We start from the raw sequence: 21,088 nt of genomic DNA, 5'->3' as shown, positions 1-21,088 counted from the left end.
AGTATGTGTATGCTTAAATAAACCGTTTGATCTCTTTAATGGTCTCTTCAGGCTGGCTTATGTGTGGATTATGGCCTTTTGCCTGCATAATGACTAACTCACTGTTTGGAATTCGGTCATTTATATATTTGCCTACTTCTATGGGAACAATCGAATCCTCTATAGGTTGCATAATTAATGTCTTAACTGTTACGTTAGGTAAATCTGCACGAATATCCGATGTAAAGGTTACTTCAGCAAAATTACGAGCAATTCCAGGGTCATTCGTGTAGAGCATTGTCTCGAATTCTTCTGACAGATGCGGTCGATCTTCGTTTTTCATCGCAAGTGGGGCTAAATACTTTGCCCATTCTTTATAGTTCATCTCCATCATATCAAGCAACTCGTCAATATCTTCGCGTTCGAATCCACCATAATAGTCGGGTTCATTTAAGTAATGCGGAGAAGGGCCGATCATCATCAGTTTTTCGATTAATTCCGGTCGCTTAATAGATGCCAAAACTCCGATCATACCACTAACCGAGTGCCCTACATATAAAATATTTTGTAAGTCTAAAGCATCACAAATGTCTATTACGTCTTGAGCATAGCCGTGCAACGAGTTGTAGCGATCGGTTGAAAAAGCCATTTTATCACTTTGTCCAGAACCTACATAATCAAATAAGACTATTCGATAATCATCTTCAAAAGCAGGTACAACTTTCTTCCAAACCGATTGATCGCAGCCAAAACCATGTGCGAAAACAATTGTCTGCTTTCCCGATCCAATAATATGTACATTGTTACGTTTTATAATATCAGCCGTCATAGACTCAAGTCCCTTCTAACTAGCAAAAGTAAAATTACTTATATTGTAGCATAATTGTTTAGACAACTAGCAACTTATTGAAGCGTATAAAAAAACATCTGTGAGCTCGTGTCTCACAGATGTAAAATATTAGTTAGTATAGTTGTCAAAGTAACCTTGGATAAATACGATAGGTGTTCCTTTATCGCCGCTACCAGAAGTTAAATCGGATAGTGAACCAATCAAGTCTGTTAGCTTACGAGGTGTTGTGCCTTGTGAAGCCATGGATCCCATCAAATCAGTGTCCTTTTTCTCGATAAACTCGGAAATAGCTTTCTTTAACTCCTCTCCGCGTAAATCAGAGAAATCATTATCTGCCAAATACTTTAGCTTCACTTCGTTCGGAATACCATCCAGACCACTCGTATAGGCAGGGGATACTACTGGATCAGCCAGTTCCCAAATCTTTCCTACCGGGTCTTTGAATGCACCGTCTCCATACACCATAACTTCGATCTGTTTTCCTGTTGCCTTTTTCAACATTTCTTGAATATTGTCAACAACCGGCTGGCAACTGTGTGGGAACAGTTTAATACTATCTTCTTGCGCTTTATTTGCCCCTAGTAAACCAAATTGTTCGTTATAGCCGCTGCCGTCGATGGACTCTGCCAAAATATCGTCTAAGCTAAAAATTTTCTCAGCACCGTTAGCTTCTAGAATCCGCTTCGTTCTAAAACGTGTATGGATATCACAAGTCAAAACAGTTTTCGTATAATCTAAAATTGTTTTGGCGTTGTTTGAGAAAATAACTTCATGCTCCACGCCAAACTCATCCATTAAGGACTTGTAGTATTCAATATAATCTACGCCAGTAAATGGGTGTTTATTATCACCGAAGTGTTCACGGAACTCGACTTCAGTTAAAACGTCTGTCCAAGGATTCACTCCTTTTTCATCCAAACGGTCAAGTTCAACTAAATGATTACCTACCTCGTCAGAAGGATAGCTAAGCATTAAGATAATCTTCTTTGCACCTTTGGCAATTCCACGTAAACAGTTACCAAAACGGTTACGACTCAGGATAGGGAAGATTACGCCAATTGTATCATCACCGAACTTTGCCTTAATATCCTTAGCAATATCATCGATCGTCGCGTAATTTCCTTGTGCACGCGCCACAATCGATTCTGTTATAGATACTATATCTTTATCTTGAAATGAAATGTTTTCAACTCTAGAAGCGTCTAATACGCTATCTACTACGATTTGTTCAATATTATCGCCTTCATTGATGATTGGACAACGCAAACCTCTAACTACGGTACCTACTACTCTTCCCAAATCAATCGCTCCTTATTGAAACTCAATTTAGTCACTCTTCATTGTATTATAGCTCTTTTTTATGATATAAGTAAAATTAATATACTTAATAGCAGATATAAGGAGTGGTTATGTGTCGATAAATTTAGAGTGGTACAAAGTTTTTCAAACCGTCGTTCAAAATGAAAGTTTTTCGAAGGCAGCGAGACAATTATTCATGACGCAGCCAGCGATCAGTCAAATTATTTCGCAACTCGAGCGAGCATTGGATACACGCCTTTTTAATCGCACTTCCAAAGGTGTCACTTTGACGGATGAAGGGATGATGTTGTTTGAGTATGTGAATTCAGCACTGAATTTAATCGATGCTGGAAATGAAAAGTTACTAGAATTAAAAAGTTTATCTGCAGGCGAATTGAAAATTGGAGTGGGGGATACAATCTCTCGTTATTATTTATTGCCCTTTCTAGAAGCATTTCATACCAACTACCCCAGTATTCGTTTCAAAATTATTAACGGCACGACAATGGAACTTATCGCTTCATTGAAATCAGGGGAAGTAGATATTGCGATATGTAATTTTCCTGTAGAAGATCATTCATTGGAACAACGTGCGTGTTTTGACGTGCAAGATACTTTCGTTTATGGAGAACGATTCAAAAAACTATTTCTCCGTCCTGTCCCATTGCGAGAGCTGACGAGATTGCCACTTATTTTACTGGAGTCTAAATCCAACTCCAGGCAATATGTAGAAGACTTTTTATCGAAACAAGGTATTAAAATACATCCTGAGTTTGAACTAGGATCGCATGAATTATTATTGGAATTTGCGCATATTAATTTAGGTATAGCTTGCGTAGTAAAAGAGTTCTCAGCCGATTATTTAGATTCAGGAAAATTACATGAAGTAGAATTTCTAGACCCCATTCCAAAGCGCAGTATAGGCGTTTGTTATTTAAAAGGTGTTTCGTTATCACCAGCTGCCACTAAGTTTATCGGGATTTTGGAGAAAGTGTAGTGTAGGAGCATGAGGTCGCGTGCTTGTGGGAGCGCTCATAGAATGCATCGCACCGCTCATAGATTGAGTCATCGCGCTCATAGAATGCATCGCACCGCTCATAGTCATCAACACTCCACTCACAAAAAACCCAGACATTTCAAATGTCTGGGTTTCAGTCAATTACTCATATAGTTTCCGATCCCAAAAACGGTGTTCAGCAACAGCTTCTACCCATTGCTTTCCATCTCTCGAAACGGTGAAGTCCATTAAAATACCAGAACCTGCTTTAACATTTGATTGATCCATTAAGTGTTTCGCTGCGGGTGCGGAAGCAATTGGTTTGAAGTGCATGTATGCCTCGTTAACAAAATCTACTACGTCCATTTCAAATTTCTTTTGTTGTTTTGCTTGTCCTCCTACAACGTACAACGCATCGTACAATACAGAATGAATAGTTAAAAGGGTTTCATCGACATCAACAGTCGCGCCGTTTTTACCAGTTAGTGTACCAAAAGTTTCGCTAACGATATCGATAGACATACCAGCATCCAATGAAGCTTTTAAAAACGGTTCCAGTGCTGCATCATCAAAGTCATCTGCCAGCAAGACAGCTATTTTGCGGGTGTTTGGCAATTTAGCTTTATTTTCCTGACTGAGGGCTGGGGAAGACTTAGTGACACTGGATTGCTCCACATCGCTAGGGGCTTTTACTCCGACATTTTGTGCTATTTCTGTAACCATTTCTAGGTCTACATTCGCGAACATCGTAATAACTTGCTGTCGAACGTTCATGTCTTTTACTTTGCCGACTTCAAAACTGAAGGCATTGATAATATGTTGCTTTTCAGCAGAGGACATACTGTTCCAGAATAGACGTGCTTGTGAGAAATGGTCTTTAAATGAATCGCTGCGTGCCTGTATTTTACGGCCTTCCACTTTTTCCTGATAATGCACAAATCCGCCGTCCTCTTCTGTTGACGTATTTGGCTTGTTATTAGCTAGAGAATTTTTATGGTAACTCACTTGTCCGACGTTAATAGTCTGTCTGCCGTACCCGTCGCGCTGATTATTGTGGAATGGACATACCGGACGGTTGATCGGTAACTCATGGAAGTTCGGCCCGCCAAGTCTGATCAGTTGAGTGTCTGTGTAGGAAAACAGTCTCCCTTGTAGTAACGGGTCGTTTGAGAAGTCGATTCCTGGTACTACACTGCCTGGATGGAACGCTACTTGTTCTGTTTCTGCAAACACATTATCCACATTACGGTTCAGCGTCATTTTCCCTATAATTTTGACCGGTATATCTTCTTCTGGCCAAATCTTCGTAGGATCTAAAATATCAAAATCGAATGCAAATTCATCTTTTTCCTCAAGTAGCTGAACACCTAGCTCAAACTCTACGAAATCTCCATTTTCTATAGACTCCCATAAATCCCGTCGGTGGAAATCCGGGTCTTTTCCGTTAATCTTCTGAGCTTCATCCCAAACTAATGAATGAACACCTAGCTTTGGTTTCCAGTGGAACTTGACGAAATGGGCTTCTCCTTGGTCATTAATGAAGCGGTACGTATGAACACCGAAACCTTCCATCATTCGAAGGCTTCTTGGAATGGCTCGATCAGACATTTGCCACATGACCATATGCGCGGACTCTTGATTATTCGCGACAAAATCCCAAAATGTATCATGAGCAGATGCGGCTTGTGGCATTTCATTATGTGGCTCAGGTTTTACTGCGTGCACTAAATCCGGGAACTTTATAGCGTCTTGAATGAAAAATACCGGCATATTATTTCCTACTAAATCATAATTTCCTTCTTCTGTATAAAATTTTACCGCGAATCCGCGTACATCACGCACGGCTTCAGCGGATCCTTTACTTCCGGCAACTGTGGAAAAACGTGTAAAGACTGGGGTTTTTGAACCGGGCTCTTGTAAGAAGCCTGCTTTTGTATACTTTTTCATTGATTCATACAGCTCAAATTCTCCGTGTGCTGCATATCCACGCGCGTGAACGACTCTTTCCGGGATGCGTTCGTGGTCAAAATGTGTCATTTTCTCACGGAAATGAAAATCCTCCATAAGAGTGGGGCCGCGCGTACCAGCCTTCAATGAATGTTCGTCTTCTGATACCTTTAATCCTTGATTCGTTGTCATCGCATGCTCATGATCATTGACACGAAAAGTTTCGAGTTGTTTGTTTTTGCTGTCTCCATCTATTTTGCGATCATTCGTCATGTATAAATCCTCCAATCGTAGAATAGTAGTCTTTTCTTCTATTCCCGATTTCTTTACCGGTAAACGGCAGCTAGATTCTCCCAGATCGTATAATGGAGAATAATAGATAGATAAACATGAGAGTGGCAATGATAGAACCTACTTCAATTAATGGTAAACGTAAAAATATAGCGGTCTGTCCGGCGATGGCAGATCCGATAATGAGACCCACCATTAAAATACTGAATGCTAGGAGGACGATGCTCAATGAGAGACGGTTGGCTATTTTATCGAATCGGCGAAAAATAATATTTGATTCTTTCAAACCTACAGCCAATTCCACTTTTCCTCTTTCTATAGTTTTCACTGCTTTTTTTATATCATTCGGTAGCTCCACTAAAATTTCGGTGTTTTTTACGAGTGAATGCCAACTGTTTTCTAGAAAGTAGCGTGGGTCATATTGTTTAAAAAACACTTTTTTACTGTACGGTTCGACTGCTTTCATAATGCTGAATGAAGGATCCAATGAGCCTAAAACACTTTCCAGCGTAAGGATTACTTTTGATAATATCGCAATTTCATTTGGCAAACGTATGTGATGGCGGAATGCTATGGAGAAAATTTCCATGAATACATCGCCGAGCTTTAGATCTGTCAAGGAAGTTTCGTAGTATTTGCGCTGTATAATTTGCAGATCGCGGTACAGGGCATCGATATTCGTATGCTCACCTAAAATATCCATTGCAGAAAAGATATCTATGATTCTTCGGATATTTCCTTTTTGCAGAGCTACTAGAAGTGAGATGAAGTGATACGTCATTTCTTTACTCAACTGTCCAACCATTCCGAAGTCGATATAATATATAACGGGCCCGGGGGCGATGAAAATATTGCCGGGATGAGGATCACCATGGAAAAATCCATATTCCATCACTTGAGATAGCATTGAATCAGCAATTCTTTCTGCTAGTTGCTTACGGTCGTAGCCTTCCTTATCCAACTGCTGAATATTACTTACTTTTATTCCTGTCAGTAAATCTGTAGTCAGGACACTTCTTGTCGTATACTCGTCATACACATGGGGTACTTGAATGTCAGGCACTTTGACAAATTGTTGTGCGATTCGTTCTGCATTTCTAGCCTCTAACTGATAGTCAAGCTCTTCTCGCAATGAATGAGAAAACTCATGAATGAGATCACGTAAATGATAGGCTTTTGCCCATTCGGTATTCTTCTCTAAAAATCCAGCCAAATCGTGAAGAATAGCTAAATCCGTATTGACTTGACGTTCTATATTCGGTCGTTGTATTTTCACGGCCACTGACTCACCGCTGTTCAATGTAGCTTTATGTACTTGCCCAATTGAAGCGGAGGCAAGCGGTACTTCATCGAATTCTAGAAATAATTCCTCTATTTTTCCGCCTAATTGTGCTTCAATAATTTCTCGTACCACTTCAAATGAAAAGGACTCGACATGGTCTTGTAATTTTTCAAGCTCAGTCGCAATTTCTTCCGCCACTAAATCACGACGACCGCTGGCGATTTGTCCTAATTTAACGAATGTCGGTCCGAGTTGTTCTAAAGCGGTACGCAGTTTTTTGCCTACATGATATAAATTTACATCAGCCGCTTCATCAGCAGAAGAAAATTTTCGATCGGTCAACCCTAGACGGAATAACACATGACTAAATCCATTTTTCAAGAAAACATTAATAATTTCTTGTGAACGCTGTGCATTCTTCATTCGTCGTTTTAACAATAAGAACACCTCCGTATAACCCCTCTCTACAAAAGATACCATTAAGTGAAGAGTAGTAAACAATGAAAAGAACCCATTCCTCTATTGGAAGAGGAAATGGGGCTATATAATTAGAAGAACTTTTTTCGATCACGTTCTTCTTTTAATACTTCCACTGCTTCGCGGAAACGTAATGAGTGTACATTTTCTCGTTCCCTTAAAAACTTAAGTGAATCATTAATAAGTGGGTCATCTGAGATGTCGATAATCCATTGATACGTAGCGCGCGCTTTTTCCTCGGCCGCAATATCCTCATACAGATCGGCAATGGGGTCACCTTTTGCTTGGATATAAGTGGAGGTAAATGGAACACCACCTGCATTTTCATAAAATAGAGCGTGCCCGTGATTTACGTAATGGGCTCCTAATCCAGCTTCCTCCAATTGTTCAGGAGTAGCGTCTTTAGTTAACTTATAAATCATAGTAGCGAGCATTTCTAAATGGGAAAATTCTTCAGTTGCGATATCGTTTAATACACCGATTATTTTGTCAGGAACAGTGTATCGTTGATTCATATAACGCAAAGCTGCTGCCAGTTCACCGTCCGCGCCCCCATATTGCTCAGCTATATACTTTGCGAGACGAGGATTACACTCACTCACTTCCACTGGATATAGCAACTTCTTCTCGTAAACCCACATAATTGATCCCCCTAGTTAAATAGTGCGGTCATGTCATTACATTTGCCAAGGCCAAGGTGCTTGATTCCAACGCCAACCCGTTTCGAGTGCTTGTTCTGATGGAATCGAATGATAGGATATAGGTCCAAATCTCTTTTCATAAGCTTTTCTCGCTCTAGCTGCTTCTTTAATGGCGAGCCTCCATTGCTCCAAGCCCTCCATATCGTCGGGGTGAGTGTTTGTATAGAGTGTCAGTTCTACAACGACAAAATCAGCTTGCTGTAATTCTTTAAGCATTGCTCTTTGCTCAGTAGTCTGCATTAGGAAATCCCCTCGCTTTTCGAATAGCCATCGACCAACGCCGGCCAAAGACTTCCGCGTTGTAATGCTTCAGCAGCGGAGTATTGTGGAAGTCCTGGTGGCTGAACGGTCATAAATAGTTGGGGCGGTAATACAAAATTTTTTACCAGCTTAGGCGGACAAGGATCTAACGGCGATACATACGGTTTATAACTACCGCGAAACGTATAATTATCCAGCTCTCATCACTCCTCTATTTACTGTATGCAACGTGGGAAACGTCTATGAACGGATTCGTAACAGGTAAAATTTTACGGTTTATATAGAGAGTCAATAAAACTTCCAATATAAAATTAGTCAATTGTAATTATTTCGTTTCTAAATTCTAGCGTGTCAGGTACAATAAGGGGAGGAAAGAAGTATTGAGACAAGAAGATTCTGAAGAGTTGGAACCTTTAGTAGTACTCATAAAGTAAACTTATTCGTTCCGAAGAAGGCTTACATTAGGTTATACAACACACACCTTGAGAATGTAATTTTATTATAAATGGATTAGATAACATTCAAATGAAATGTGAGGATGAACAAATGGAAGATTACTCGATTTTTATCGGGAGGCAGCCTATTCTAGGAAGGACAGGCAACATATATGCATACGAGTTGTTATACCGAAACAGCGAGGATAATTTTTTTCCTGATATTAATCCAGAACAGGCGACGATCAGCTTAATTGTTAATACTTTTTTAACGATTGGTGTCGATCAAGTAACGAGTGGTGTTCCTTCGTTCATTAACTTTTCTGGGGAGCTATTGGCGCAGGACTTATACATGAGTTTAGATCCAGACCAAGTAGTAATTGAAATTCTTGAAGATGTAGTCATTACGCCTTCTTTGCTACGGCGTTTACAGCAAATTAAAGAAGCTGGTTTCAGGCTGGCATTAGATGACTTCACTTTACAGGATCAATACGTCAATCAATCACAGCTATTTGAAATTGTAGATATCATTAAAGTGGATTTTATGCATAATAGCCAAGAGGAAATGGCTCGTATCAAAACCTTTTTAAAAGATTATCCACATCTTCTTTTATTAGCAGAAAAAGTAGAAACAGAAGCTGAATATCAAATGGCGTTAAAAAGCGGCTATCATCTATTTCAAGGATACTTTTTTGCTAAGCCGGAAATAATTAAAAGTGCAGAGATACCCGTGAATACATTGGTTCACCTGCAAATTATTGATTATTTTCAAAAAGGAACACAGTCCATTTCCGAGCTAACGGATTTAATCATGCGAGATGTTTCTATTTCGTACAAATTATTACGTTTTATTAACTCATTGGCTTTTGACATACCTAGGAGAATCAGCTCTATTAAGCAGGCGATTGTGCTAATTGGTCTTAATGAAACGAAGCGTTGGCTGCAAGTTCTGATGTTACATGATTTAGGAAAAGACCTGCAAAATGGACGTGTAACTGCGTTGGTGGAACTATCGCTTAGACGGGCTAGAATTTTAGAGTTGTTGGCGAAATATAAGAGAAAACAAAATAAAGATGAGTATTTCTTGGCAGGAATGTTTTCGTTGATCGATGCTGTTATGGGAAGGACGTGGGAAGATGTGTTGCCGTTACTTTCTTTATCAGAAGGGATTATCGAAACATTAAGTGGGAAAGAAACAGAGATTACGCCGTACTTGCAACTGGTCGAAGCGATAGAACGTTTCGAGTGGAAGGAAGTAGAGCGTTTGTCAATTGAGTTAGGAATACCTAAAACAAAAGTAAGTGAAGTATATTTACAAGGTCTTCGCTGGTCGCAAGGAATTGAAGAAGGTTTTAATTAAATAACTGTGTCTATTGATTCTTCCTGTGCAGAGAAGAAAATGAGTGTACGTGTGAGGATTCTCCCTGCAGAACCGGACGCGTCCACTCCGGAAAGCGTATCGTCTGGAAGCGCAAGCCGCTAGACATTCCCCGTCAGCCTCACTCTATCCAATCTTCTACTTTCATCAACATATATGATTAAATACATTGAAAAAGGCATCTTCACTTGAAGATGCCTTTTTCAATGTGTATTATAAACAGTTATAATCTGTTTTCGAATAAGGAAAGGGCTTTCTTATTTAAGTGTAAGTACGTTACATTACTTCTGAAAATGGGTATGGAGAATAGTAAGAGAGTTATCAAACTAAACACTAGGAGTCGATATAGTTGTGAATAAAAAGTTTTGGAAAAACCCTGTGTTCTCCATTTCAGCATTGTTTATCTTTATACTTGTCGTATTAGGGGCTAGTAAGCCAGAGCCATTCGGTATAGTTTCCGAAAGATTATATCATTTTACGACTGATAATTTTGGCTGGTTTTACTTACTGGCAGTGTTTATCGTTATTATATTTTTAGTTGGATTAGCTATTAGTAAATACGGCGCCATTCGATTAGGTGGTGATACGGAACGTCCAGAATATCCGTTCTTTACATGGATTGGTATGCTATTTTCAGCCGGATTCGGTGTAGGACTCGTATTCTGGGGTGTAGCAGAACCGATGAGTCATTACTTTAAATCACCACTTGCTAGCGTAGAAGCGCAAACTGAAGAAGCGGCGCGTGTCGCGATGGGGTATTCATTCTTTCACTGGGGTATTTCACAATGGGCCATTTTCGGTATGGTTGGATTAGTCATTGGTTTCCTGCAGTTCCGAAAGAAGAAAGACGGCTTGATCTCTACCGCATTGGAACCGTTAATCGGTAGCAACCGCCATGTGAAAACGGGCATTGATTCCTTTGCTGTTGTAGCTACTGTCATGGGGATCGCAACTTCACTCGGTATGGGTGTGCTGCAGATGAGTGGAGGGATGGAGTATGTATTTAATATAAAAAGTACAACTACTGTCCAATTTATCATTATTGCGATTGTTTTTATTGCTTACATGACTTCTGCTGCTTCAGGATTAGGTAAAGGAATTGCATATCTTGGAAATTTCAATCTAGGTATGGCTATTGCATTATTACTATTTTTCTTTATCGTAGGTCCGAAAGTGTTTATTCTTGAAACCTTTACGTTAGCTATAGGGGATTATATTAATAACTTCTTTACGTACAGTTTGCGTTTGCAACCTTATCAGGGAGGTACGTGGGTCAAGGATTGGACGATATTCTACTGGGCTTGGACTATCGCCTGGTCACCATTTGTTGGGGCGTTTGTTGCACGGGTTTCGAAAGGCCGTACCATTCGCGAATTTATCATGGGTGTGATGGTCATTCCGCCGGCATTCTCTTGCATGTGGATCGCTACGCTTGGCGGAACAGCTTTATACAGCGACTTGCGAAACGGTACACAAATTGCTCAGGAAGTGGATAATGATGTAACATCTGCGATTTTCGCCACATTGCAACAATTGCCTTTGACTAATGTTGTTTCGTTTTTAGCCATCGTACTTATTTTCACATTTTTAATAACTTCTGCGGATTCAGCAACGTATATTTTAGCAAGTATGACGACTCGCGGAAGCTTATTCCCGCCGTTACTCGTTAAATTTGTGTGGGGCTTCTTGATGACTGCTATTGCGGCTGTACTTTTGTCAGCGAATGGCTTGGAAGCTTTACAGTCGGCATCTCTCGTATCCGCACTGCCGTTTACTTTATTCCTTCTGCTACTGATGTTTTCTTTAGCCAAACTATTGATGCGCGAACCGATTACAGTCAGACCTACTGACATTCGACAGTTCGAGCATGTCGAAGGAGAAGTAAAAAAGAGAAGAAAGCGCAAAGAAAGTGAAAAAGAGAGAAAAGAGCGCAGAGAGAAGGAAAGGGCAAGAAGAGCAAAGGAAAAAAGTGATAAGAAATATCAAGAACTTGAAAAGAAAAAGTATATGGAATATGAAAAAGAAAGAAATTCCGATGATGACTAAAACTACAAACCGGATCGTTGCGTTTAGCACGAGCCGGTTTTCTATATATCAGAAAGGAGATTGAATATGTCGATTGTGAAGGTAGAAGATATTTATTTTAAAAGAGGGAACAATCAAATTTTGCAGAGTGTAGACTGGGAAATAGTAGAGGGGCAGCAATGGGGATTGCTAGGATTAAATGGCTCGGGGAAAACATCGTTACTTTCAATCATTTCTACGTATGAAATTCCTTCTTCTGGTGAAGTGGAGGTTCTTGGGAAACGCTTTGGTCGTACGTACTTGCCAGATCTTCGGAAAAAGATTGGTTACGTCAGTACTTCGTTGGAAAAATTCTCAGACTTTTTCTGGAACGAGACAATCGAACGTGTGATTATTAGTGGGAAGTTTGCGAGCTTTGGTATTTATGAGAAGGTACTCGATGAAGATTGGGTGCGGGCAGACTTTTTAGTGAAAGAGTTTCGCCTGGAGCATGTCAAAAGAAAGAAATTTAATTTGCTATCTGAAGGGGAAAAGCGCCGAGTCCTAATTGCCAGAGCATTAATGGGTGAGCCGAAATTACTGATATTAGACGAGCCTTGTTCCGGTCTTGATATTTTAGCGAGAGAACAATTTCTAGAAGCACTAAAAATCGCTACAGAAAGTCATGTCCATATCGTATATGTTACACATCATATAGAGGAACTCGTTCCTGAAATCACCCATGTGTTATTGCTTAAAGATGGTCAAGTAGTAGCGGCCGGCCCAAAGCATGAAGTGATGACTAGTGAGTTACTGTCAGAAACCTATCAAGTTCCCGTAGCAATTGAATGGCGTGCTGACCGTCCATATTTATCTATAGAATAATGCAAGCTCTTCCGTTTACAACTTCTCATATAGGGAACATTGTATAGAAAGACGCGCACGGGAGGGGGACAAGCGACATGACGAAGAAACGTAAATGGACGAAGAAAAGAATTGCTTCGTATGTGTTGCTTCTATTTGCATTACTTTATGCAGGAATTATGCTTTGGCAAACGTATAAACCGTTACCACCGGGAATCTCTTATGCAGGTGATTTACATCAAGTGGATAATATTGAATTTCTGTATGATTTGACATATTCCCAAACGAAGTCCGACGAAAACTATACATCGGAACTGCGGATTTTTGATGAAGTATTTCAGATGATTGAGGATGCCAAGCAGTTTGTAGTATTGGATTTCTTCTTAATGGACGATTATTATGATGAAAAAGAAGACTTTATTCAACTTGCCGATCAATTGACGGCTGTCTTGGTGAAAAAAAAGAAAGAGCATCCCGACATGCCGATTGTGTACATAACAGATCCTGTCAATACAGGGTATGAATCCTATGAATCCGAATGGTTTAAAAATCTTGAAAATGCAGGCGTTCAAGTAGTATATACAGATTTAGAACCTTTACGCGATTCGATGCCTATCTATTCCGGAATTTACCGCATGTTATTGCAATGGTTTACATTTGATGGTAAAAACCATTTCTCAAACTTCTTAGCAAACGATGCGCCTGACGTAAAGTTCACATCTTATTTAGAGCTTTTAAATGTTAAAGCGAATCACCGGAAAACAATTGTAACAGATCAGGCTGCTTTAGTGACCTCTTCCAATCCACATGCTGCAAGTAGTCGTCATGGGAATGTAGCATTCAAAGTAAAAGGACAAGTACAAAATGATATATTGGAATCTGAAGAAGCGGTCTTGCAATACTCTTCAGGAGGAAAGCTACCTCGTGCAGAACTAGCAAAAGACGGTACTGGGCCATACAAAGTCCAATACGTCACTGAAAGTAAGGTGCTGGATACATTAGTAGCAGATATTGAAAGAACCGAAAAAGGCGACCGCATTCGGATGGGAATGTTCTACTTATCTGAACAAGAAGTCATTCAACCATTAGAAGATGCAGCCAATCGCGGCGTTGCAATAGAAATGGTGCTTGATCCAAATGAAAATTCATTTGGCAGTAAAAAATCCGGCTTACCTAATCGTCCTGTTGTTCAGGAAATCAGAGAAAATACGGATAATAAAATAGATGTACGCTGGTATAATACCGTGATCGGACAATTTCACACAAAGTTAGTGACGGTTCAAACAGCTGATCAGACTTACATTACAAATGGTTCATCCAATCTTACGGAACGGACATTACGGGATTATAATCTAGAAGCTAATTTACGGATAATTGCCCCGACTGACAGTGAACTAGTACAGGAGATTAATACTTATTTCGATAGGATATGGAATAACGAAGATGCCCTTTATACGTTAGATGTAGAGGAGTATCAAAACAATCTTACCTTTTTCCAGCGTGGTATTTATGCTTTGCAACGGTGGATTAAATTGACTACGTATTAAATAAAAAATAAAACCATCACAGAAAATCCGTAAAAGCGGATTTTCTGTGATGGTTCTTTCTAATGTAGTATCGCTTCTTATTATGTGAAGCGGGCGACTAATTCATGCATTTTTTCTGCTTCGTTATGCAGTTCGACTGAAGAATGCATAATCGATGTGACGGCTTCTTTTTGTTCATCAATCGACGCGTTTACTTGCTCAGTAGCGGCAGCGGATTCAGTAGCCACGCTGGCAATTTCATTGATCGCATGAACGACGCCTAATCGGTTTTCGTCCATCTCATGCATGTCCTGATCGAGTGAAGACAAATGATTAGTGATTTCATGTATAGAATGGGATAGCCTATTGAAGGCACTTTGTACTTCTTCAATCGCACCAAACTGTGTTTTTGACAATTCCAGTGTATGATCCATCTTCGTATCGGAAGTGGCAGTACCGGCTTCAATACGACCCAATAAATCACGCACTCGACCTGTCGCTTGGTGGGTATCTTCGGATAATTTGCGGACTTCTGCAGCGACGACCGCAAACCCTTTTCCGTGTTCACCTGCCCGTGCCGCCTCGATACTGGCATTAAGTGCGAGTAGGTTTGTTTGCTCAGAAATAGAAGTAATTGTTTGAATAACTTGCTGTATTTCTTGCATTTGATTCGTTAAGTCAGAGAAATTAGTTCGTAATTCTCCAATCACGACAGTAAACTTACTAGAATTTCCTGCGAGTTCATCGACTTTCACACTGCCGTGTTCTTGCAGTTGAGTAACTTCTTTCATCTCGTTAATAATCGTGTCGTATTGGGAAGTTGTACCCGAAATTAGCATGGAAAGGTGATCCACTTTACCGATAGCAACTTCTGCTTCTTCTGCCTGCCTCACTGCTCCATTAGATACTTCCGTAATCGCATGATGAATTTCATCAGCTGATGCAGTCGTTTGCTCTGTAATCGCACTAAGCATTTCTGACGAGACTCTCATCTGTGTAGAAGAGTCGCGGGTATTGCCGACCATTTCTTGCAAACTGGTTTTCATATTATTAACATTTGACGCTAACACACCTAATTCATCTTGCGAAATGATTGGAATCTCAGGACTAGATAATATTCCTTTTGAAATGTCTGATGTCGTGCTCATGATCCGTTTAATATAATTCATCATACGGCTGGAGAAGAACCAATACAAAATCACTCCAATAAGTGTCGCTAAAATAGTCATGCCGATCGTGTAGTACAACACTTTGTCTGCTCCTGCATTAAAGTCCATTTCATACGTACCTGCGGCGATAATCCAACCCCATTGCTCATCCATTTCGGCATAAGTTATTTTAGGTGCTTTCTGATCAGGATTATTCGGCGTGGGCCAGTCATAGCTTACAAAGCCGCCTCCAGATTTAGCGGCAGCTATTAATTCTCTGACAAAGTAGCGTCCGTCCTCTGTTTGAAAATCATATGCACTATCTCCTTCGATAGAGGGATGCACTTCCAGTAGACCATTTTTATCAAAAGCATAAAAATAAAAGTTTTCACCAAACTTTGCCGGATTATCAATAGATCGCGTGCTTTCTCCGGTCTTTGCCCCCAAAATTTGAACACGTGCGCGCTCCTGTGCTTCTTCAAGTGTAATATTCCCTTCGTGTACTTGGTGATCCAATTCTTGAATGACAGACAATAAGACGTGTGTGCCATTCTCAAGACCTAGTCGCCCCACTTGATCAAGCTCGTTTTTAGCCAATGTATAATTGACAACACCGACAGCAATAGTAGGTACTAAAATAACTATTAGTGCGAGGACTACTAATTTTGTTCGTACAGATTTCATATTATTTCAACCTCCAGCGCAACTTTTATACTATTATTTTATTATAATCTATAATGCTTACTAAATATACAAAAAATTCACATTTTGCAAATAATAATTAATATATAGTAGGTTGCTATTCGTTTAACATAAGCAAACAATGTGCAAGTTATAGAAAGGCTATTGTACAGTGTATGGATAGGAGGGGTGTCCAGATGAAAATTATATTGTTTGGAGCAACTGGAAGAACAGGTAGTGAGATATTAAAAAAGGCGTTGGAAGACGGACACGAAGTGAGAGCGTTAGTACGCTCGCCTGAAAAGTGTGAGCCACATAAAAATCTAGTGATTATACAAGGTGATGTAAGGAAGGTTGAAGATGTCAAACGTGTAATAGTAGGAGCAGACGCTGTAGTAAGCGCTCTTGGGACGGATAAGACGACGACACTTACTGATGCCTTGCCGGTAATTATAGATACTATGGAAGAGTGCGGAATCAAAAGAATAGTGACGATCGGAACGGCGGGTATTTTACAAAGTCGCAGTGAACCTTCACTCTTGCGCTATCAATCAAATGAGTCTAATCGTAAACTAACGTTTGCCGCAGAAGAACACCATAAAGTATTTGAACTTTTGCGTACTTCTTCACTGGATTGGACGATTATTTGTCCTACATATTTACCCGAAGGAGAAGCCGTGGGAAACTATCGCGTAGAACGAGATTATTTGCCGTTTGAAGGGAAACAGATTTCTACAAAAGACACGGCAGCATATGCATACGAAGAATTGACAGCGAAAAAGCATATCGGATATCGAATCGGTATTTCCTATTAAATCCAATTGAGTATATCCTTCTCTAATTAACTGAACCGTTAGTACTTAAATGAGTTAAAAGATTCATAACATTTCCTATTTGCTATGGTATAATAGGTTAATTGAATCATAGGGAATCGGAGAAGGGACTTGGAAATGTGATGAGATGGTCTTTAAAAAAATTAATTCAGTTAGTAGCGATCCTAGCGATCCTGTTAACTTTTTTAACGAGTGCGACTGTAGGCTATCGTGTTAATAAAAATACATTAATCGAGTCAACTTTAGATACGAATAAAGCGTATGCTGAGAAATTAGCCTCCACGACCAATACCTATTTAACTGAAACGCTTCAAACATTAGAAACAAACGCGATAGATGTAGTGCCCTTATTAGATAAGGAAGACGCACAATCTGAACTGCTTAGAATAGTAGAACGAGTCAGAATGCAAACGAGTACATTTAACTCGGTTTCCATCGTATCAGCTGAAGGTGTAGTGCAAGCTGTTTCGCCTCCAAGTTTAAAATTAATTGGAGAGAAGTTGACATCTATTGGAGCCCGACAAGCGCTCAAAGAAAAAAGACCATTAATTTCACAGCCGTATGTGGGGATTACGGGTGAATTGATCGTGTATATTAGCGTGCCGCTGTTAACTGACGATGGTACGTACCGAGGATTTCTTGGTGGTGCGATCTATCTGAATAAACCGAACATACTGGAGAAAATATTAGGAGACCACTTCTATGAGAATGGATCGTATGTCTACGTTGTAGATAAAGAAGGTTCCCTCATTTATCATCAATTAGAAAATCGACTGAAAGACGACGTTTCCAGCAACGAAGTAGTGCAAAAAGTGATCACTGGAATCAGTGGTTCACAACCACTCGTCAATACGAAAGGTGTACGAATGCTTGCGGGCTATTCCTATGTTCCGATTGCAAATTGGGGAGTCATATCGCAAAGAGAAGAAAGTTTAGCGGTTTCGCCAGCTAGTGATATGGTGTTTGAAATGATATGGAGATCTTTGCCTCTCCTCTTTTTGGCGTTTGTCATCGTCTGGTATGTTTCGAGAAAGATTGCATTGCCGCTACAAAAATTAGCGTACTATACAGAGTCCAGCGCACAAGCAGATCAGAAAGAAAAAATGGAAGCTATTTCTGACTGGTATTATGAAGCGAGACAATTAAAGGGTGCGATGCTTCATAGTATTGATTATTTCAAAAACGAAATGAACTACTTTATTCACGAGTCTACGACAGATCCGTTAACGAAATTAACTAACCGGCGGACAATGGACGGATTCATCAAAGAATGGATAGAACATGATACACCTTTTGCTTTAATCATATTTGATATTGATAAATTCAAGCGAGTGAACGATCGATACGGTCATGCGGTAGGCGATGAAGTATTAATTTATCTTGCGGAAGCAATGCAGAAGGCTGCTAGAAAAGGAGACATCTGTTGTCGTTACGGTGGAGAAGAGTTTATAATTTTACTTCCGAAGGCTGACAAAGTGACAGCTTATCTAGTGGCAGAGCGTTTGCGTGAGAAATTGGAAAGTACAATCAGTCCTTGTGGAGAAGTCGTAACGATTTCTTCAGGTGTAGCTGCCTACCCGTTACATGCGGAACATCCTGCTCGCCTAATTGAGCTTGCGGATCAATGTTTGTATGAGGCAAAACGCACGGGACGTAATAAAACTATCGTTGTTTCTGATGAACCTCGGCATGAGTAAAACATGTCGAGGTTTTCTCGATTTGCAAAACATGATTCGTAAAAGAGGAGAGAGTAAATGGACGAGCGAGCGATGGATAAAAATTTACATATTAAAACAGCAGGTGTACGAGAATGGGTTCACCAATTGGCGCATTATAATCGCTATGAAGCGACACCATATGATGGGATGGATTATTTATTTGACCAGCATGCTGTTCTAAAAAGTGGTAGCTTCATCGACTTTGGCTGCGGGAAAGGAAGAGTGCCGTTTTATGTCCACTCTCTTTTTTCAGTAGATACAATCGGGATTGAAATGAGTAGTGTGCTTTTTCAAGACGCGATGAATAATTTACTGGACTATCGTCAAGCATTTCCGAAGAAAAAAGGAATGATTTCATTTGAATGTATGTTAGCCGAACGTTTTGTGATCCCTTCAGATGCCGCTACTTTTTACTTTTTCAATCCGTTTTCAGTAGAGGTATTCCGCTCTGTCATCCGTAACATAGTGTCATCTCTAGAATCTTCACCACGTGATGCAGAAGTTATTTTGTATTATCCAACAACTGCATACAAGTTATTTCTGCAAAGTCATCCATTATTTGAAAAGATAGCGGAAATTCCAATTACCCATTTGCAAATACATGACAACAACGAATTATTTCTAGTCTATGCGTACAAACAGCCTTGAGACGTAGAAGCAAAGCTGTTTGTTGAATGATTTCAAGCCCGTTGATTATTTAAAAAAGAGATTGCATTTTGAAACAAGGTGCTTTTGACAAGTAATTGTAGAGGTGGTGGATTGTTCAGGATTCTCCTTACAGAACCTGAGGATGCGAGGTTCACCACACCCCCTCAGGATAAGCGTATTGTCTAGAAGCGCAAGCCGCAAGACACTCCATTCACTCCATTCAATCTTCTACTTTCATGAACGAACACAGAGTAACAGACAAGACCACGTAGTTTTCACCACCTACAAAGAGCTATCAAGCCGTGCGCTTGCTGAAACGCTGACCGATCCAAAAGATTAATTCCATAAGCAATGCCGCAAGAATCCCAACTAATAATCCGCTAGAAAGTAGGGGCTGCAATAGTTCAGGCAATGAAGCAAAAACTTCAGCAGGCAGCGTCATAATAGAGAGACCGAGTAGAGCAGGCAATGCCACGCGGTATATAGTCTTCGGTTCGAAAGTCAATCCTTCCACGTTCCGCAATGCTGATCGGAATAGTTGTAAATATGCAACAAATAGAACAGTGTTCCCTACGCTTTGGGGAATGGTAGAGAAGAACGCGCTTAAAGGAGGCACAAGTCCAAGGATAATGAATAGAACAGAACCGATAAAAAAAGGAGTCCGTTCTTTAATGCCGCTAGACTGTAAAAATCCAATCGAAGAAGCGTAAGGGGCATAAGGGACGACGCCAATTGCGCCCGCTCCTATATTTAATCCGCCTGTAATAAGAAACGATGTTTTATATTGCTTTTTCGTCGTTTCTTTTTCAAAAATATCTTCCGCACCTTTTAAAGTAGCGATAGTATTTGTCGTATTAAGTAATCCTGTAATTACAACCGTCACCACAATTCCAATTTCTAATGTTGGTTCTCCCCAAGGAAACCACTGGATAAAGGGCGTGGTCTTAATAGTCTCTGTCGTTTCTTGTGGGAATAGCAAGACGGCACTGATCCAGCCTATTGTCATCCCGACAAGCAAATTCAGGCTACTTAAAATACCTTTTCCTTTCACGTGCACTAGTATAGTCAAGGCTGCCAAAGCGAATGAAAACAATGTAGTAGATAAATTTATGTATTCTCCGTCATTCAGCCCAATCATTCCTTTTAAGAAAATCGTAATTAATTGATTTGCCAATAATAAAAGGAAGACGAACATAACAGCAGGGGTAAACCATTTCTTTAACACTTCACCCATCCCAAGCATACCTAAAACAGCTACAATTACCCCTGAAATCATAGCACCGACCGCAATGCTCCCACCAACTGCCGTTAAACTTAAGCCCATTGCACTTGCTGTACCTGCTAAACTAAGTACAACTCCCCACCATAAGCCCGACTGTCCTTCCATTAAAGCGAGGCGGTGTCCAACTGTACCTTGCAGTAAACAGGCGATTCCAGTGTAGATAAAGGAGCGCTGGACAGCAGAGACAATTTCTATTTGCTCTAATTCAAAAGCTGTCCCGACTGATATTGGAATAACTACCGTATTTGCAAACATAAAGAAGAGCCACTGAAATCCTGCTAAAGCGGTTACAGAATAACGCATTTGATTTGTTGCCATCCACATCTCTCCTTGTAATAACCCTATAATACTTCTTTATAAGTAAAGAGTTAGAATATAGTGAAGACTATAGCATAATAGAATCATGATTTGTAATGTTTCTTTTGTATGAATGACGATTTATTAATAATGTGCACAAGAAAAAGGCTAGGAAATGGTAATTTCCTTAG

The 21,088-nt window shown here is 40.0% G+C and carries 17 protein-coding genes; 8 read left to right on the top strand and 9 right to left on the bottom strand.

What is annotated here, in order from left to right; translation table 11 throughout:
* Positions 1 to 13 precede the first annotated feature (13 nt).
* A complete protein-coding gene (locus DV702_RS12680) occupies positions 14 to 808 on the bottom strand; it encodes an alpha/beta fold hydrolase (RefSeq protein ID WP_114925078.1) in 795 nt (264 codons plus the stop codon).
* A 129-nt stretch (positions 809 to 937) separates the two neighbouring features.
* Complete coding sequence (locus DV702_RS12675) at positions 938 to 2,128, bottom strand: coenzyme F420-0:L-glutamate ligase (protein ID WP_114925077.1); 1,191 nt, start codon at positions 2,126 to 2,128, stop codon at positions 938 to 940.
* 112 nt (positions 2,129 to 2,240) lie between these two features.
* On the opposite strand from DV702_RS12675, the gene DV702_RS12670 reads away from it, so the two are divergent.
* Positions 2,241 to 3,125: a LysR family transcriptional regulator gene (locus DV702_RS12670; protein ID WP_114925076.1), complete on the top strand. Its 885-nt coding sequence runs from the start codon at positions 2,241 to 2,243 to the stop codon at positions 3,123 to 3,125.
* A 162-nt stretch (positions 3,126 to 3,287) separates the two neighbouring features.
* Here the strand turns inward: DV702_RS12670 and DV702_RS12665 are convergent, their stop codons facing one another.
* The 5 genes from DV702_RS12665 to DV702_RS17360 form a co-directional block, all read right to left on the bottom strand.
* The gene (locus DV702_RS12665) at positions 3,288 to 5,345 is read right to left on the bottom strand and encodes a catalase (RefSeq protein ID WP_114925075.1); all 2,058 of its coding nucleotides are present in this window, start codon (positions 5,343 to 5,345) and stop codon (positions 3,288 to 3,290) included.
* A 70-nt stretch (positions 5,346 to 5,415) separates the two neighbouring features.
* Positions 5,416 to 7,092: an ABC1 kinase family protein gene (locus DV702_RS12660; protein WP_240315615.1), complete on the bottom strand. Its 1,677-nt coding sequence runs from the start codon at positions 7,090 to 7,092 to the stop codon at positions 5,416 to 5,418.
* A 101-nt stretch (positions 7,093 to 7,193) separates the two neighbouring features.
* Entirely contained in the window at positions 7,194 to 7,763 is a 570-nt protein-coding gene (locus DV702_RS12655) for a manganese catalase family protein (protein ID WP_114925073.1), read from the bottom strand.
* A 36-nt stretch (positions 7,764 to 7,799) separates the two neighbouring features.
* On the bottom strand, positions 7,800 to 8,063 hold the full coding sequence (locus tag DV702_RS12650) for a spore coat protein CotJB (protein ID WP_114925072.1): 264 nt from the start codon (positions 8,061 to 8,063) through the stop codon (positions 7,800 to 7,802).
* The gene (locus DV702_RS17360; RefSeq protein ID WP_371682711.1) at positions 8,063 to 8,176 is read right to left on the bottom strand and encodes a spore coat associated protein CotJA; all 114 of its coding nucleotides are present in this window, start codon (positions 8,174 to 8,176) and stop codon (positions 8,063 to 8,065) included. Before DV702_RS17360 ends, DV702_RS12650 begins: the two co-directional genes overlap by 1 nt.
* Positions 8,177 to 8,630: 454 nt before the next feature.
* Here DV702_RS17360 and DV702_RS12640 point away from each other — a divergent pair, with 454 nt between their 5' ends.
* The 4 genes from DV702_RS12640 to DV702_RS12625 all read left to right on the top strand — a co-directional run bounded on the left by DV702_RS12640 (position 8,631) and on the right by DV702_RS12625 (position 14,311).
* Positions 8,631 to 9,878, top strand: a complete 1,248-nt coding sequence (locus tag DV702_RS12640) for an EAL and HDOD domain-containing protein (protein WP_162805795.1) — start codon at positions 8,631 to 8,633, stop codon at positions 9,876 to 9,878.
* A 369-nt stretch (positions 9,879 to 10,247) separates the two neighbouring features.
* Positions 10,248 to 11,942 carry a BCCT family transporter gene (locus DV702_RS12635; protein WP_114925069.1) on the top strand — a complete coding sequence of 565 codons (1,695 nt, stop codon included), beginning with the start codon at positions 10,248 to 10,250 and terminating at the stop codon, positions 11,940 to 11,942.
* Positions 11,943 to 12,008: 66 nt separating this feature from the next.
* The gene (locus DV702_RS12630) at positions 12,009 to 12,785 is read left to right on the top strand and encodes an ABC transporter ATP-binding protein (RefSeq protein ID WP_114925068.1); all 777 of its coding nucleotides are present in this window, start codon (positions 12,009 to 12,011) and stop codon (positions 12,783 to 12,785) included.
* A gap of 77 nt (positions 12,786 to 12,862) precedes the next feature.
* On the top strand, positions 12,863 to 14,311 hold the full coding sequence (locus DV702_RS12625; RefSeq protein ID WP_114925067.1) for a phospholipase D family protein: 1,449 nt from the start codon (positions 12,863 to 12,865) through the stop codon (positions 14,309 to 14,311).
* Positions 14,312 to 14,391: 80 nt separating this feature from the next.
* Here the strand turns inward: DV702_RS12625 and DV702_RS12620 are convergent, their stop codons facing one another.
* Positions 14,392 to 16,122: a methyl-accepting chemotaxis protein gene (locus DV702_RS12620; RefSeq protein WP_114925066.1), complete on the bottom strand. Its 1,731-nt coding sequence runs from the start codon at positions 16,120 to 16,122 to the stop codon at positions 14,392 to 14,394.
* A 194-nt stretch (positions 16,123 to 16,316) separates the two neighbouring features.
* On the opposite strand from DV702_RS12620, the gene DV702_RS12615 reads away from it, so the two are divergent.
* The 3 genes from DV702_RS12615 (at position 16,317) to DV702_RS12605 (ending at position 19,318) form a co-directional block, all read left to right on the top strand.
* Positions 16,317 to 16,934, top strand: coding sequence for an NAD(P)-dependent oxidoreductase (locus tag DV702_RS12615; RefSeq protein WP_114925065.1), 618 nt, complete (start codon positions 16,317 to 16,319; stop codon positions 16,932 to 16,934).
* 140 nt (positions 16,935 to 17,074) lie between these two features.
* Positions 17,075 to 18,649 carry a sensor domain-containing diguanylate cyclase gene (locus DV702_RS12610; RefSeq protein ID WP_114925064.1) on the top strand — a complete coding sequence of 525 codons (1,575 nt, stop codon included), beginning with the start codon at positions 17,075 to 17,077 and terminating at the stop codon, positions 18,647 to 18,649.
* 57 nt (positions 18,650 to 18,706) lie between these two features.
* Positions 18,707 to 19,318: a class I SAM-dependent methyltransferase gene (locus DV702_RS12605; protein WP_114925063.1), complete on the top strand. Its 612-nt coding sequence runs from the start codon at positions 18,707 to 18,709 to the stop codon at positions 19,316 to 19,318.
* A gap of 295 nt (positions 19,319 to 19,613) precedes the next feature.
* Here DV702_RS12605 and DV702_RS12600 read toward each other — a convergent pair whose 3' ends face one another.
* On the bottom strand, positions 19,614 to 20,918 hold the full coding sequence (locus tag DV702_RS12600) for a uracil/xanthine transporter (protein ID WP_240315614.1): 1,305 nt from the start codon (positions 20,916 to 20,918) through the stop codon (positions 19,614 to 19,616).
* Positions 20,919 to 21,088: the final 170 nt, after the last annotated feature.

It is taken from the genome of Sporosarcina sp. PTS2304 (genome assembly GCF_003351785.1).
In the GTDB taxonomy this organism is placed as follows: Bacteria; Bacillota; Bacilli; order Bacillales_A; family Planococcaceae; genus Sporosarcina.
Note: the sequence above shows the minus strand (reverse complement) of the source record. Positions and strands in the feature narration are given on the sequence as shown.